General features: G+C 57.5%; 16 protein-coding genes. 2 read left to right on the forward strand and 14 right to left on the reverse strand.

Going from position 1 to position 15,038, the window contains the following annotated elements; genetic code table 11:
• Window positions 1-57 precede the first annotated feature (57 nt).
• Window positions 58-1,029 (reverse strand): GlxA family transcriptional regulator, encoded by a 972-nt coding sequence (locus ACR52_RS13520; RefSeq protein WP_048724809.1) that lies wholly within the window; start codon window positions 1,027-1,029, stop codon window positions 58-60.
• Between the two features lie 97 nt (window positions 1,030-1,126).
• Here ACR52_RS13520 and ACR52_RS13525 point away from each other — a divergent pair, with 97 nt between their 5' ends.
• Entirely contained in the window at window positions 1,127-1,690 is a 564-nt protein-coding gene (locus tag ACR52_RS13525) for a cysteine hydrolase family protein (RefSeq protein ID WP_048724811.1), read from the forward strand.
• A 21-nt stretch (window positions 1,691-1,711) separates the two neighbouring features.
• On the opposite strand, the gene tam is transcribed toward ACR52_RS13525, so the two are convergent.
• From tam to ACR52_RS13540, 3 genes are all read right to left on the reverse strand, one after another.
• Entirely contained in the window at window positions 1,712-2,473 is a 762-nt protein-coding gene (tam, locus tag ACR52_RS13530) for a trans-aconitate 2-methyltransferase (protein WP_048724814.1), read from the reverse strand.
• 350 nt (window positions 2,474-2,823) lie between these two features.
• On the reverse strand, window positions 2,824-3,339 hold the full coding sequence (locus ACR52_RS13535) for a single-stranded DNA-binding protein (RefSeq protein WP_003232445.1): 516 nt from the start codon (window positions 3,337-3,339) through the stop codon (window positions 2,824-2,826).
• A gap of 9 nt (window positions 3,340-3,348) precedes the next feature.
• Window positions 3,349-4,743, reverse strand: a complete 1,395-nt coding sequence (locus tag ACR52_RS13540; RefSeq protein ID WP_048724819.1) for an MFS transporter — start codon at window positions 4,741-4,743, stop codon at window positions 3,349-3,351.
• A gap of 178 nt (window positions 4,744-4,921) precedes the next feature.
• Between ACR52_RS13540 and uvrA the strand changes: the two genes are divergently transcribed.
• On the forward strand, window positions 4,922-7,756 hold the full coding sequence (gene uvrA, locus ACR52_RS13545) for an excinuclease ABC subunit UvrA (RefSeq protein WP_048724821.1): 2,835 nt from the start codon (window positions 4,922-4,924) through the stop codon (window positions 7,754-7,756).
• A 65-nt stretch (window positions 7,757-7,821) separates the two neighbouring features.
• On the opposite strand, the gene bfr is transcribed toward uvrA, so the two are convergent.
• From bfr to rplO, 10 genes are all read right to left on the reverse strand, one after another.
• A complete protein-coding gene (gene bfr / locus ACR52_RS13550; protein WP_003210048.1) occupies window positions 7,822-8,286 on the reverse strand; it encodes a bacterioferritin in 465 nt (154 codons plus the stop codon).
• 155 nt (window positions 8,287-8,441) lie between these two features.
• Entirely contained in the window at window positions 8,442-9,890 is a 1,449-nt protein-coding gene (locus tag ACR52_RS13555) for a catalase (protein ID WP_048724824.1), read from the reverse strand.
• Between the two features lie 239 nt (window positions 9,891-10,129).
• Window positions 10,130-10,516, reverse strand: a complete 387-nt coding sequence (gene rplQ / locus ACR52_RS13560) for a 50S ribosomal protein L17 (RefSeq protein WP_017135967.1) — start codon at window positions 10,514-10,516, stop codon at window positions 10,130-10,132.
• 41 nt (window positions 10,517-10,557) lie between these two features.
• On the reverse strand, window positions 10,558-11,559 hold the full coding sequence (locus ACR52_RS13565; RefSeq protein WP_003176403.1) for a DNA-directed RNA polymerase subunit alpha: 1,002 nt from the start codon (window positions 11,557-11,559) through the stop codon (window positions 10,558-10,560).
• 22 nt (window positions 11,560-11,581) lie between these two features.
• Window positions 11,582-12,202 (reverse strand): 30S ribosomal protein S4, encoded by a 621-nt coding sequence (gene rpsD / locus ACR52_RS13570; RefSeq protein WP_003210056.1) that lies wholly within the window; start codon window positions 12,200-12,202, stop codon window positions 11,582-11,584.
• 18 nt (window positions 12,203-12,220) lie between these two features.
• Window positions 12,221-12,610 carry a 30S ribosomal protein S11 gene (rpsK, locus tag ACR52_RS13575; protein ID WP_002555466.1) on the reverse strand — a complete coding sequence of 130 codons (390 nt, stop codon included), beginning with the start codon at window positions 12,608-12,610 and terminating at the stop codon, window positions 12,221-12,223.
• Window positions 12,611-12,640: 30 nt separating this feature from the next.
• A complete protein-coding gene (gene rpsM / locus ACR52_RS13580; RefSeq protein ID WP_003210063.1) occupies window positions 12,641-12,997 on the reverse strand; it encodes a 30S ribosomal protein S13 in 357 nt (118 codons plus the stop codon).
• 129 nt (window positions 12,998-13,126) lie between these two features.
• Entirely contained in the window at window positions 13,127-13,243 is a 117-nt protein-coding gene (gene rpmJ, locus ACR52_RS29390; RefSeq protein ID WP_002555468.1) for a 50S ribosomal protein L36, read from the reverse strand.
• A gap of 27 nt (window positions 13,244-13,270) precedes the next feature.
• Entirely contained in the window at window positions 13,271-14,599 is a 1,329-nt protein-coding gene (gene secY, locus ACR52_RS13585) for a preprotein translocase subunit SecY (protein WP_017736663.1), read from the reverse strand.
• Window positions 14,600-15,037: a 50S ribosomal protein L15 gene (rplO, locus tag ACR52_RS13590; protein WP_003176407.1), complete on the reverse strand. Its 438-nt coding sequence runs from the start codon at window positions 15,035-15,037 to the stop codon at window positions 14,600-14,602.
• Window position 15,038 lies beyond the last annotated feature (1 nt).

Raw genomic sequence — 15,038 nt, forward strand, 5'->3', positions numbered from 1 at the left:
AGTTGGCCTGCCTGATTCTGCACGACGGCCCGTTATCTGTGCGGCGTTCTGCACGATTTACACGCCAAAGCGGCTACGGTAATCGCTGGGGGCCAGGCCGGTAATTTTCTTGAAGGTCGCGCGGAAGGCGCTCGGGTCCTGATAACCCACGGTCCAGGCGATATGGTCGATAGTACCGTTGGTGAACTCCAGCATCTGACGCGCCTTGCCCACCCGCAGGTGCTGGCAGTATTCGGTGGGTTTGAGCCCGGTGGCGTTGCGAAAGCGCCGCAGGAATGTGCGCTCTTCCAGGCCCGCAATTTGTGCCATGGCTGTCACGGAAACATCCACCGCGCCACTGGCTTGCAGCCAATGCTGAACCTTCAGAATCGCGCCGTCGCCGTGCCCAAGAATCGGCGCGAAGTTGCTGCCGCACTGGCTTGCACTGTCACTGTGTTCGATCACCAAAAAGCGCGCGGTACTGGCCGCAATGCTCGGGCCCATCAGGCGGTCGACCAGGCGCAGGCCCAGCTCGGACCAGGCCATCAGCCCGGCGGTAGTGATCAAGTCGCCGTCATCGACAATGGGTTTATCCGCCTCCAGCCGCACGGCCGGGTAACGGGCGGCGAACGATTTGGCCGAGGACCAATGGGTGGTGGCGCTGCGCCCGTCCAGCAGGCCACTGCGCGCCAGCATGATCGAACCGATGCATACGCCGCCGAGCACGGTGCCCGTCGCGTGTTGTTGGCGAATCCATTCCAGCAGCGCGGGCGGCGCCTGTTCTTCGGTGAACTCGCCAATCGACGGCGGCACCAGCACGGCCATCATCGCTTGCGCAGGCCCCGGGTGACTGTCGAATACCCGCGCGGGCGTGCCATGGGCATCCACTTGCCAATGGCTGACCCGCAGCAATGGCAATTGCGCGGACTGATGCTCGGCGCCGATCCGGTTGGCAACGCCGAACAGATCGGTCAAGCCATGCACCGCCGCCAGTTGCGCGCCCTGATAGATCAACACACCCAGCTCGACACTCGAGCGTTCCACGGCCATTGTCAGTTTCCCCCCTGTTATTGTCGGTGCAGCCAATCCTCGGCCTGGGCGCCAGCTAAGATACTGGGGCCCATCAACCCATCACGAGGCAATACACATGGCCAAGCAAGCGCTCATCCTAATCGATATCCAGAACGACTACTTCCCCCAGGGCAAGTGGCCGCTTGACGGCGTGGAAGCCGCAGCGGACAAGGCAGCGCAGGTGCTCAAGGCTTTTCGTCAGGCGGGCGATGCAGTGATTCATGTACGCCATGAATTCACTTCCGATGACGCGCCGTTCTTCACTCCGGGCTCCGAGGGCGCGCACTTGCATCCCAAGGCGCTGAACGAGGGCAGTGAGCCGGTGGTGCTTAAACATTTCGTGAATGCGTTTCGCGAGACTAACCTGCGAACGCTTTTGGAGCAGCGGGCAATCACCGAGCTGGTGGTCGTGGGCAGCATGAGCCATATGTGCATCGACGCGGTGGTACGGGCGGCGGCGGACTTGGGCTACAAGGTCACAGTTATCCATGACGCTTGTGCCACGCGGGACCTGGAGTTCAATGGCAAGGTCATCCCGGCGGCGCAGGTGCATGATGCTTATATGGCATCGCTGGAGTTCGCGTATGCGGGTGTAGTGTCGGCGGACGAATACCTTAAGGCGCAAGCAGCGGCGGCATGACCGCCACTTGCTGATGTGTCTTCAGCGCGTCGCGATGATGAACAGGCGCGGGAATGGCAGCAATACGGTGCCATCGGCCAGGGCTGGGTAGGCCTGGGTAATTCGCGCCTGGTATTCCTGCAGGAAGGCGGCTTTTTCTTCGTCGGTCAAAGGCGCAAGAAACGGCCGTAATGCCGATGCCTTGAACCACTCCACCACTGCTGCATGGTCGGCCAACGGGTGCTGATAAGTGGTGCGCCACACGTCAACGCTGCTGCAATGTTTGCTCAGCAGTTCGTAGTAGTAGCCCGCCGTGTGCCGCTCATTGTGTTTGACCGCGCTGATCTTTGCCGACCACGGCCCCCCTGCGGCCACTTCGCGAGCCAGCCGGTGGGCAGGCTCGTCGAGGTTGTCCGGGGTTTGCACCGCCAGCGTGCCGCCGGGCGTCAGTTGGTTGACCAGATGCGGGTAGAGCGTGGCGTGGTCAGGCAGCCATTGCAGCGAGGCATTGGCCAGGATCACATCGAACGTTTGCCCTGGGTTCCAGGCGCCAATGTCCGCCAGTTCGAAGCTCAGTGCCGGCAAGCGTTTGCGCGCGTCGAACAGCATGTCGTCGGAGCTGTCCATGCCGGTGACGTGGGCGTTCGGGTAACGTTCGGCCAACACTTCGGTGGAGTTACCGGGCCCGCAACCCAGGTCGACGGCAGTGTTTACTTCGGTATTCGGAATAGCCGCGACCAGGTCACGGACGGGGCGAGTGCGCTGTTGTTCGAACATCGTGTACTGCTTGGCTGACCAGGTCATTGCGGTTTTCCTTCTTTTTAGAGGAGGGGCACAGCCTAAATCTTGTGACCCATCACAACAAATGCCGAGTGCTTAAGCGGTCGTTCACGGCAATTCAAGGTTGGCCACCTCAAGACGCCTTCCCGCCACCTCTCCACGATGAAAAGCCGCAATATATTCATCGATTCTCTGCTGATATTCAGGGAAAAACTCAATCACCCACTCACGAACTCTTTCCAGCAGTCCGTCGTCTTGTTCCGAGCCCAAGCAAGCTTGTAGGTTTTACTTTTCTTCAGGCAAATAAAAACCCCAAGAGCGAAGCGCCTGGGGCTTTCAGGGTAAAACTTTACATCGACTGTCTCAGACGTATCCTAGAACGGGATATCGTCATCAAAGCTGTCGAAATCCGGAGCTGGTTGCGGAGCGGCCTGTTGTGGCGCTGGACGCGACTCACGCTGTGGCTGCTGGCTTGGCTGCGGACGGGATTGCTGTGGACGCGGTGCCGAGTTGGACATGCCGCCCTGGCCCTGTTGGTCGCCCTGTGGACGGCCGCCCAGCAGTTGCATGGTGCCTTGCATGTCGACCACGATTTCAGTGGTGTAACGCTTGATGCCGTCTTTTTCCCACTCGCGGGTCTGCAGTTTACCTTCGATGTAGACCTGCGAACCTTTACGCAGGTATTCACCGGCGATCTCTGCGACCTTGCCGAACATCGACACACGGTGCCATTCGGTTTTCTCGACCTTCTGGCCGGTTTGCTTGTCGGTCCACTGTTCGCTGGTCGCCAGACTCAGGTTGGTCACGGCGTTACCGTTAGGCAAGTAGCGAACTTCGGGATCCTGGCCGCAAGTACCGACCAATATGACTTTGTTAACCCCACGGGCCATAACGTTCTCCTAGGCTGGGCGCGCTGTCGGCACTGGGTTGACCAGTTGCTCGAGCGTCGCGCGATCCAATAATTCGGTGTCCAGTTTGATGTAAATAGCTGCTTCTTCAGCAACCACGACTGCATCGGTTACCCCAACGACGGCCTTAAGGCGCTCTACCAAGCCAGCTTCGCGAATGGCTTCGGGCGACAACGGCAGGCGCAGACTTGTGACGTATGGGGGTTCGCGCATGGTAACAGCAAAGGCCAGCCAAAGTGCAGCCAGCCCGGCACATCCCAGGAACACAACCGACAAACCGCCGTGCTGAAACATCCAGCCACCCATGATGCCGCCCAGTGCAGAGCCCAGGAACTGGCTGGTGGAATACACCCCCATTGCCGTGCCCTTGCCACCGGCCGGTGAAACTTTACTGATCAGCGAAGGCAATGACGCCTCCAGCAGGTTGAACGCGGTGAAGAACACCACCGTGCCGATTACCAGCGCCCGCAGGCTGTCGCCGAACTGCCAGAAGAATAGCTCAGTGAGCATCAATGTCGCGACGGCGCCCAGCAGAACTCGTTTCATTTTGCGTTTCTTCTCGCCGTAGATGATGAACGGGATCATGGCGAAGAACGAAATCAGCAGCGCGGTCAGGTAGACCCACCAGTGCTGCTCCTTGGGCAACCCGGCTTTTTGCACCAGCGCCAGGGGCAAGGCGACGAAGCTGCACATCAGCATTGCGTGTAATACGAAGATACCTAAATCCAGACGCAGCAGGTCTGGATGCTTGAGCGTCGGCAATAACGCCTTGCGCGCGACGCCCGACTCGCGGTGCTGCAGCGTGCCGGTGGAGCGCGGCACCATGAAGGCCACGATCACGATACCGAACAACGCCATACCGCCGGTGGCCAGGAACAACCCATGCAGGCCAAAAGCACTCGTCAGCAAGGGGCCGACCACCATGGCCACGGCGAACGACAGGCCGATGGTCATGCCGATCATAGCCATGGCCTTGGTGCGGTGTTGTTCACGGGTCAGGTCCGACAGCAACGCCATGACCGCAGCGGAAATCGCCCCGGCACCTTGCAGGATCCGCCCGGCAATCACGCCCCAGATCGAATCGGCCTGAGCCGCAAGCACGCTGCCGAGGGCAAAGACGATCAGCCCGAGGTAAATCACCGGGCGACGGCCAATGCGGTCGGAAATGATCCCGAACGGAATCTGAAAAATCGCCTGGGTCAGGCCATAGGCGCCAATCGCCAGGCCGATCAGGGCGGGGGTCGCGCCTGCGAGATCCATTCCATAGGTCGCCAGCACCGGCAACACCATAAACATGCCAAGCATACGGAACGCGAACACCAGGGCCAGACCGCTTGCTGCTCGGGTCTCGCCGCTACTCATGCGTTCGCTGTGGGGATCGTGCATGGAAAAACCTCGTGTGAACCGGCGGCGATTCTACCAGTCCCATCGATTGAGAGGGTATATGCGGCGCTTTGCCGCGCAGCTTTCATGTAAGGCTGCAAGCGGCCCTTTGACAGTGTATATTCATCCAGTCTTTAGCCGTATACTCCTGCATTATTTACGCCCGCCGTGCGAGGCCATCTTGGACAAGATCCTGATTCGTGGGGCTAGAACCCACAACCTGAAGAACATCGACCTGACCCTGCCCCGGGACAAACTGATCGTCATCACCGGCCTGTCCGGCTCCGGTAAATCGTCCCTGGCGTTCGACACGCTGTATGCCGAAGGTCAGCGTCGCTATGTGGAATCGCTGTCGGCCTACGCCCGCCAGTTCCTGTCGATGATGGAAAAGCCCGACGTCGACACCATTGAAGGCCTGTCACCGGCGATTTCCATCGAGCAAAAGTCGACATCCCACAACCCGCGTTCCACCGTGGGCACCATTACCGAAATCTACGACTACCTGCGCCTGCTGTACGCCCGCGTGGGTATCCCCCGCTGCCCGGACCACGACATTCCCCTGGAAGCCCAGACCGTCAGCCAGATGGTTGACCTGGTGCTGGCCCAGCCGGAAGGCGCCAAGCTGATGCTGCTGGCGCCCGTGATTCGCGAGCGCAAGGGCGAACACCTTTCCGTCTTCGAAGAGCTGCGTGCGCAAGGTTTTGTGCGCGCCCGCATCAACGGCAAGCTCTATGAACTGGATGAAGCGCCGAAGCTCGACAAGCAGAAGAAGCACTCGATTGATGTGGTGGTCGACCGCTTCAAAGTGCGCGCCGATTTGCAGCAGCGTCTGGCGGAATCGTTCGAAACGGCCTTGAAGCTGGCGGACGGTATCGCCCTGGTGGCGCCGATGGATGACGAGCCAGGCGAAGAGATCATCTTTTCTGCACGGTTTGCCTGCCCAATTTGTGGCCACGCCATCAGCGAACTGGAACCCAAGCTGTTTTCCTTCAACAATCCGGCCGGCGCCTGCCCGACCTGCGATGGCCTGGGGGTGAAGCAGTTCTTCGACATCAAGCGGCTGGTCAATGGTGACCTGACCTTGGCGGAAGGGGCGATACGCGGCTGGGACAGGCGCAACGTCTATTACTTCCAGATGCTGGGGTCGTTGGCGTCCCACTACAAATTCAGCCTGGAAGTACCCTTCAACGAACTGCCGGCCGAGCAACAGAAAGTCATCCTGCACGGCAGCGGTTCGCAGAACGTCGACTTCAAGTACCTGAATGACCGAGGCGACATCGTCAAACGCTCCCACCCTTTCGAGGGCATCGTGCCGAACCTGGAGCGTCGCTACCGCGAGACCGAATCGGCCAGCGTGCGCGAAGAACTGGCGAAATTCCTCAGCACCCAACCTTGCCCGGATTGCCGGGGCACTCGTCTGCGTCGTGAGGCGCGGCATGTGTGGGTGGGTGAGAAGACGCTGCCGGCGGTGACCAACCTGCCGATCGGTGATGCCTGTGAATACTTTGGTGTACTCAAGCTGACTGGGCGCCGTGGGGAAATTGCCGACAAGATCCTCAAGGAAATCCGCGAGCGTTTGCAGTTCCTGGTTAACGTTGGCCTGGACTATCTGTCGCTGGATCGCAGCGCCGATACCTTGTCCGGCGGGGAAGCCCAACGGATTCGTCTGGCCAGCCAGATTGGTGCTGGCCTGGTGGGTGTGTTGTACATCCTCGACGAACCGTCGATTGGTCTGCACCAGCGCGACAACGATCGCCTGCTGGGCACGCTGAAGCACCTGCGGGATATCGGCAATACGGTGATTGTGGTCGAGCACGATGAAGACGCGATTCGCCTGGCGGATTATGTGGTCGATATCGGCCCGGGGGCTGGCATACACGGTGGGCATATCGTTGCGCAAGGCACACCTGCCGAGGTGATGGCTCATCCGGACTCGTTGACCGGCAAATACCTGTCCGGCCGCGTGAAGATTGCAGTGCCGGCCAAGCGCACGCCGCGCAACAAGAAGATGGCGCTGCACCTCAAGGGCGCGCGTGGCAATAACTTGCGCAATGTGGACCTGGAAATCCCCCTTGGCCTGCTGACTTGTGTAACCGGCGTTTCCGGTTCGGGTAAGTCGACGCTTATCAACAACACGTTGTTCCCGTTGAGTGCCACCGCCTTGAACGGCGCGACCACCCTGGAAGCGGCTGCTCACGACAGCATCAAAGGCCTGGAGCACCTGGACAAGGTGGTCGATATCGACCAGAGCCCGATTGGTCGCACGCCGCGCTCCAACCCGGCAACCTACACCGGGCTGTTCACGCCGATTCGTGAGCTGTTCGCCGGCGTGCCGGAATCCCGCTCGCGGGGTTACGGGCCTGGCCGGTTCTCGTTCAACGTCAAGGGCGGGCGTTGCGAAGCGTGCCAAGGCGACGGTTTGATCAAGGTGGAGATGCACTTCCTGCCGGATATCTACGTGCCGTGCGACGTGTGCAAGAGCAAGCGATACAACCGCGAAACCCTGGAGATCAAATACAAGGGCAAGAACATCCATGAAACCCTGGAGATGACCATCGAGGAAGCTCGGGTGTTCTTCGACGCGGTACCGGCGTTGGCGCGCAAGCTGCAGACGTTAATGGATGTTGGCCTGTCGTATATCAAACTGGGGCAATCGGCGACCACCTTGTCCGGTGGTGAAGCGCAACGGGTGAAGCTCTCGCGCGAGCTGTCCAAGCGCGACACCGGCAAGACGCTGTATATCCTCGATGAGCCGACTACCGGCCTGCACTTCGCAGACATTCAACAGCTACTGGACGTGTTGCATCGACTGCGCGATCACGGCAACACCGTCGTAGTGATCGAGCACAACCTGGATGTGATCAAGACAGCCGACTGGCTGGTAGACCTCGGGCCGGAAGGCGGTTCCAAGGGTGGCCAGATCATAGCGGTGGGTACGCCGGAGCAGGTCTGCGAGATGTCGCAGTCCCACACCGGTTACTACTTGAAACCGTTGCTGGCGCGCGACCGGGCCTGACTTATCGGGCCCAATAAAAAGCCCCTGTCACTGTGAGGTGACAGGGGCTTTTTTGTAGCTGGGAATCAGAACTGCGATTGCAGGTAATTCTCCAGGCCAATCAACTTGATCAGGCCCAACTGCTTTTCCAGCCAGTAGGTGTGGTCTTCTTCGGTGTCATTCAACTGCACCCGCAGGATTTCCCGGGTGACATAGTCGTTGTGCTGCTCGCAGAGCTCGATGCCCTTGCAAAGGGCAGCACGGACCTTGTATTCGAGGCGCAAATCGCTGGCGAGCATCTCAGGCACCGTAGTGCCAGTGTCCAGATCGTCAGGACGCATGCGAGGCGTGCCTTCGAGCATCAGGATACGGCGCATCAGCGCATCGGCGTGCTGCGCCTCTTCTTCCATTTCGTGATTGATACGTTCGTAGAGCTCGGTAAAGCCCCAGTCTTCGTACATACGCGAGTGAATGAAATATTGGTCACGAGCTGCCAGTTCGCCCGTCAGCAACGTGTTGAGGTAATCGATTACGTCGGGGTGACCTTGCATCGCCCTACATCTCCCTGCTTGAAAGTTTGTAGTTTGAACCATGATGCCCCGGAGGTCACGGGACAAACGGCAGGAAAGTGAAGATTTCCGGAGAAAAGTAGCTGAAATAACGCAAAAACCGCCCAAATGAGGGCGGTTCTGCTTATCGTTTAGAGTTAGTTAAGCGATACACCCAGTGCCGTTGCGATTGCTTCTCCATAAGCAGGATCTGCCTTGTAGAAGTGCTGCAATTGACGCTGAACCACATCACTGGAAACCCCGGACATTGCGCCCGCGATGTTGTTGATGAGCAGCGCTTTCTGCTCATCGTTCATCAGGCGGAACAGCGCACCGGCGTGGCTGTAGTAATCAGTGTCTTCGCGGTGATCGTAACGATCAGCGGCACCGCTCAAAGCCAAAGCTGGCTCAGCATACTGAGGCGCTTGCTTCGGGGCGTCAGCGTAGCTGTTCGGCTCGTAGTTGGGAGTCGCACCGCCATTGCTGCCGAATGCCATCGAACCATCACGCTGGTAGCTGTTCACTGGGTTACGCGGGGCATTCACCGGCAGTTGCTGGTGGTTGGTGCCGACACGGTAGCGATGAGCATCTGCGTAAGCAAACACGCGGCCCTGCAGCATGCGGTCTGGCGACAGCCCGACACCTGGAACCATGTTGCTTGGACCGAACGCCGCTTGTTCCACTTCAGCGAAGTAGTTCTGCGGGTTGCGGTTGAGTTCAAGTTCGCCGACTTCGATCAGTGGGAACTCTTTCTGCGACCAGGTTTTGGTCACGTCGAAAGGGTTCTCGTAGTGAGCGTTCGCCTGAGCCTCAGTCATGATCTGGATGCAGACGCGCCATTTCGGGAAGTCACCGCGCTCGATCGCACCGAACAGATCACGCTGGGCGTAATCAGGATCGGTACCCGCCAGGCGTGCGGCCTCGGCCGGCGCCAGGTTCTTGATGCCTTGCTTGGTCTTGTAGTGCCACTTAACCCAGTGCCGCTCGCCCTTGCCGTTAATCAGGCTGTAGGTGTGACTGCCGAAGCCGTGCATGTGACGGTAGCCATCGGGGATGCCACGGTCCGAAAACAGAATGGTGACCTGGTGCAGCGCCTCTGGAGAGTGCGACCAGAAGTCCCACATCATCTGCGCGCTTTTCAAGTTGCTTTGCGGCAAGCGTTTCTGGGTGTGGATAAAATCCGGGAATTTCAGTGGGTCGCGAATGAAGAACACAGGCGTGTTGTTACCGACGATGTCCCAGTTACCTTCTTCGGTATAGAACTTCAGGGCAAAACCACGTGGGTCGCGCTCGGTGTCTGCCGAACCGCGCTCGCCACCTACCGTGGAGAACCGCAGGAACGTCGGCGTTTGCTTGCCGATGGATTCGAACAGCTTGGCGCTGGAGTACTGGGTGATGTCTTGGGTGATGGTAAAGGTACCGTAGGCACCCGAACCTTTGGCGTGCACGCGACGCTCAGGGATGTTTTCACGGTTGAAGTGAGCGAGCTTCTCGATCAGATGGAAATCATCGAGCAGCAACGGGCCACGCGGGCCCGCAGATCGGGAATTCTGGTTGTCCGCAACGGGAGCGCCGCTGGCGGTAGTAAGGACTTTATTCTGGCTCATGCTCAATTTCCCTCAGGTCGGACTTGGAACTGCCGGCTAATCGGCTTGGAGGAAGTATTTATCATCAGCATGACGCTTACAAATTCATTAAATTGTAGGCCGCAATAGAAAATTACTACCAACCCTCCAAGGGTCCATAGTGCAGGTCTTGACCTGACGAAAGCTTGTACACATGGCGCTTTTCTTACGCGCACAAAAAACCGGGCACTAGGCCCGGTTCTTCGTTACAACTTGTCGTCTTACTCGGCGCTTACAGCTTCGCCGGCAGTAGCACGATCAACCAACTCGACGTACGCCATAGGCGCGTTGTCGCCAGTGCGGAAGCCGCACTTGAGGATGCGCAGGTAGCCACCCTCACGGGTAGCGTAACGCTTGCCCAGGTCGTTGAAGAGCTTACCAACGATAGCTTTCGAACGAGTACGGTCGAAAACCAGGCGGCGGTTAGCCAGGCTGTCTGTCTTGGCCAAAGTGATCAGCGGCTCAGCAACGCGACGCAGTTCTTTAGCTTTCGGCAGTGTAGTTTTGATCAGCTCGTGCTCGAACAGCGACACCGCCATGTTTTGAAACATGGCCTTGCGGTGCGAGCTGGTACGGCTCAGGTGACGACCACTTTTACGATGACGCATGGTTCATTCCTTACCAAACTCACGTTCGGTGATTACGACGATCAGGCAGTCGCCTTGTCGTCCTTCTTAAGACTTGCAGGCGGCCAGTTGTCGAGGCGCATGCCGAGGGACAGACCGCGTGAGGCCAGAACGTCCTTGATTTCAGTCAAGGATTTCTTGCCCAGGTTCGGAGTCTTCAACAGTTCTACTTCGGTGCGCTGAATCAGGTCGCCGATGTAGTAAATGTTTTCCGCCTTAAGGCAGTTAGCCGAACGTACAGTCAGTTCCAGATCGTCAACCGGGCGAAGCAGGATCGGATCGATCTCGTCTTCCTGCTCGATTACCACTGGTTCGCTGTCACCTTTGAGGTCGACGAACGCAGCCAACTGCTGTTGCAGAATGGTTGCAGCGCGGCGAATAGCCTCTTCAGGATCCAGAGTACCGTTGGTTTCCAGATCAATAACCAGCTTGTCAAGGTTAGTACGCTGCTCGACACGGGCGTTTTCCACCACGTATGCGATACGGCGAACCGGGCTGAACGAAGAGTCGAGCTGCAAGCGACCAATGCTGCGGCTTTCGTCTTCATCGCTCTGACGCGAGTCGGCCGGTTCATAACCACGACCACGAGCTACGGTGAGCTTCATGTTCAGGGCGCCGTTAGACGCCAGGTTAGCGATTACGTGATCGGGGTTAACGATCTCGACATCATGATCCAGCTGAATATCGGCAGCGGTAACCACCCCCGAACCCTTCTTCGACAAGGTCAGCGTAACTTCGTCACGGCCGTGCAGCTTGATAGCCAGACCTTTAAGGTTCAACAGGATTTCAATTACGTCTTCCTGTACACCTTCGATGGCGCTGTACTCGTGGAGCACACCGTCAATCTCGGCCTCGACTACTGCACAGCCGGGCATTGAGGACAACAGGATGCGGCGCAGCGCGTTGCCCAGGGTGTGGCCAAAACCACGCTCGAGAGGCTCGAGAGTGATCTTGGCGCGGGTTGGACTGACAACCTGCACATCAATGTGACGGGGTGTCAGGAACTCATTTACCGAAATCTGCATGGATGCACCTATTTTCTAGCCCTTACTTGGAGTAGAGCTCGACAATCAGGCTTTCGTTGATGTCGGCGGACAGATCACTGCGAGCAGGAACGTTCTTGAAAACGCCCGACTTCTTCTCAGTGTCTACTTCTACCCATTCTACGCGGCCACGTTGGGCACACAGATCGAGAGCTTGGACAATGCGAAGTTGATTTTTTGCTTTCTCGCGAATCGCGACAACGTCACCAGCACGAACCTGGTAAGACGGAACGTTAACGGTTTGGCCGTTTACGCTGACGGATTTGTGCGATACCAGCTGACGGGATTCGGCACGAGTCGAACCAAAGCCCATACGGTATACAACGTTGTCCAGACGGCATTCGAGCAGTTGCAGCAGGTTTTCACCGGTTGCACCTTTCTTGCCAGCAGCTTCTTTGTAGTAGCCGCTGAACTGACGCTCGAGAACGCCGTAAATACGACGGACCTTCTGCTTTTCACGCAGTTGGGTGCCGTAATCGGACTGGCGACCGCGGCGTTGGCCGTGGATACCAGGTGCTGCTTCAATGTTGCACTTCGATTCGATCGCGCGCACGCCGCTCTTCAGGAAGAGATCGGTGCCTTCGCGACGAGCGAGTTTGCATTTTGGACCAATGTAACGAGCCATTCTTTACAATCTCCTGGATTACACGCGGCGCTTCTTCGGCGGACGGCACCCGTTGTGCGGGATTGGCGTCACGTCGGTGATGCTGGCGATCTTATAGCCACAGCCGTTCAAAGCACGGACAGCAGACTCACGACCTGGGCCTGGACCTTTGACGTTAACGTCGAGGTTTTTCAGGCCGTATTCCAGCGCAGCTTGACCAGCACGTTCAGCAGCTACTTGAGCAGCAAACGGCGTGGACTTGCGGGAACCGCGGAAACCCGAACCACCGGAGGTAGCCCAAGAAAGCGCGTTACCTTGACGGTCGGTGATGGTCACGATTGTGTTGTTAAAAGAAGCATGGATGTGGGCGATGCCATCAACCACTGTCTTTTTAACTTTTTTACGAGGACGAGCAGCAGGTTTTGCCATGATTAATTTCCTGTCGATTCGCGTGGGCGATTACTTGCGGATCGGCTTACGCGGACCTTTACGGGTACGCGCGTTAGTCTTGGTACGCTGACCGCGCACTGGAAGACCACGACGATGACGCAGACCACGGTAGCAACCGAGGTCCATCAAACGCTTGATTTTCATGTTGATTTCGCGACGCAGGTCACCTTCAGTGGTGAACTTCGCCACTTCGCCACGCAACAGCTCAATCTGCTCGTCGCTCAGATCTTTAATCTTTGCGGCTGGGTTTACCCCAGTATCTGCGCAAATTTTCTGCGCAGTAGTGCGACCAACACCATAGATGTAGGTCAGCGAGATAACAGTGTGCTTGTTATCTGGAATGTTAACGCCTGCAATACGGGCCATTCAGTGGGACTCCAATTGACAGCTACCTACGCCCCGGAAGCCAAGAAATAGGGCGCGAGATAATATCGCTGTAATAACAAATAATCAACCCGGCAGCGCACTAGCTGCCGGGCTTCAAGCGGATCACACTCAGCCTTGGCGCTGTTTGTGACGCGGTTCCGCGCTGCAAATTACTCGAACAACACCTTCGCGGCGAATAATTTTGCAGTTACGGCACAGCTTTTTCACCGATGCACGAACTTTCATCACCAACTCCTCGAACCTTATGGGTACTCAGCGCAACATGCCGCTGCCGTAACCCTTCAGGTTGGCTTTCTTCATCAGGGATTCGTACTGGTGCGAAACGAGGTGCGATTGTACTTGGGACATGAAGTCCATCACAACCACGACCACGATCAGCAACGAGGTCCCGCCAAGGTAGAACGGAACGTTTGCTGCAACCACCAGGAACTGGGGCAACAAGCACACGGCCGTCATATATAGAGCACCGAACAGGGTCAAACGAGTCAGAACGCCATCAATGTAGCGCGCAGACTGCTCACCTGGACGAATGCCCGGAATAAAGGCACCGGACTTCTTCAGGTTTTCCGCTACGTCTTTCGGATTGAACATCAACGCCGTATAGAAGAAGCAGAAGAAAATAATCCCTGCACTAAACAGCAGAATATTCAACGGCTGACCAGGAGCGATCGACTGAGAGAGGTCCTGCAGCCAGCCCATGTTTTCAGACTGACCAAACCAGGTACCCAACGAAGCCGGAAACAGCAAAATGCTGCTCGCGAAAATTGCCGGAATAACACCGGCCATATTCACTTTCAGCGGCAAGTGGCTGGTCTGCGCAGCAAAAACCTTACGGCCCTGCTGACGCTTGGCGTAGTGAACAGCAATACGACGCTGGCCACGCTCAATGAACACCACAAAACCGATAATCGCTACTGCCAGCAAACCGATAGCAACCAGGGCAAAAATATTGATATCACCCTGACGTGCAGACTCGAAAGACTGCCCAATCGCTCTCGGAAGACCGGCGACGATACCTGCGAAAATCAACATCGAGATACCGTTACCAACACCACGCTCAGTAATCTGCTCACCCAGCCACATCATGAACATCGCACCAGCCACAAACGTGGATACCGCGACGAAATGGAAGCCAAAGTCACCAGTGAACGCAACACCCTGCCCTGCCAGGCCAACGGACATGCCGATAGCTTGAACCAGAGCAAGAGCGACAGTGCCGTAGCGGGTGTACTGGCTAATCTTGCGACGGCCAGCTTCACCTTCCTTCTTCAACTGCTCCAACTGCGGGCTGACGGCGGTCATCAATTGCATGATGATCGATGCCGAAATGTACGGCATGATCCCCAGTGCAAAGATGCTCATCCGTTCCAGCGCGCCGCCGGAAAACATGTTGAACAAGCTAAGAATGGTCCCCTCATTCTGTCGAAACAGGTCTGCGAGTCGGTCCGGGTTGATACCTGGAACCGGGATGTGTGCGCCTATTCGGTAGACGATAATCGCCAGGAACAGAAAACGCAGACGAGCCCAAAGTTCAGACATACCGCCTTTGCCGAGCGCTGAGAGAGCACCTTGCTTAGCCATTTATTCCTCGAACTTGCCGCCAGCTGCTTCGATAGCCGAACGCGCACCTTTGGTGGCGCCGATTCCCTTGCCGATAGTGACAGCGCGAGTCACTTCACCGGACAGCATGATTTTCACACGCTGTACGTTGACGTTGATCACGTTGGCATCTTTCAGGGTCTGCACAGTAACGATGTCGCCTTCAACTTTAGCCAGCTCGGACAAACGCACTTCTGCGCGGTCCATGGCTTTCAGTGATACGAAACCGAACTTAGGCAGGCGACGATGCAGCGGCTGTTGACCGCCTTCAAAGCCTGGAGCGATGGTGCCACCGGAACGGGAGGTCTGACCTTTGTGGCCACGGCCACCAGTCTTACCCAAACCGCTACCGATACCACGGCCCGGACGATGCTTTTCGCGACGGGAACCCGGCGCTGGACTCAGATCATTGAGTTTCATC

It is taken from the genome of Pseudomonas fildesensis, assembly GCF_001050345.1.
Taxonomy (GTDB): Bacteria; Pseudomonadota; Gammaproteobacteria; order Pseudomonadales; family Pseudomonadaceae; genus Aquipseudomonas; species Aquipseudomonas fildesensis.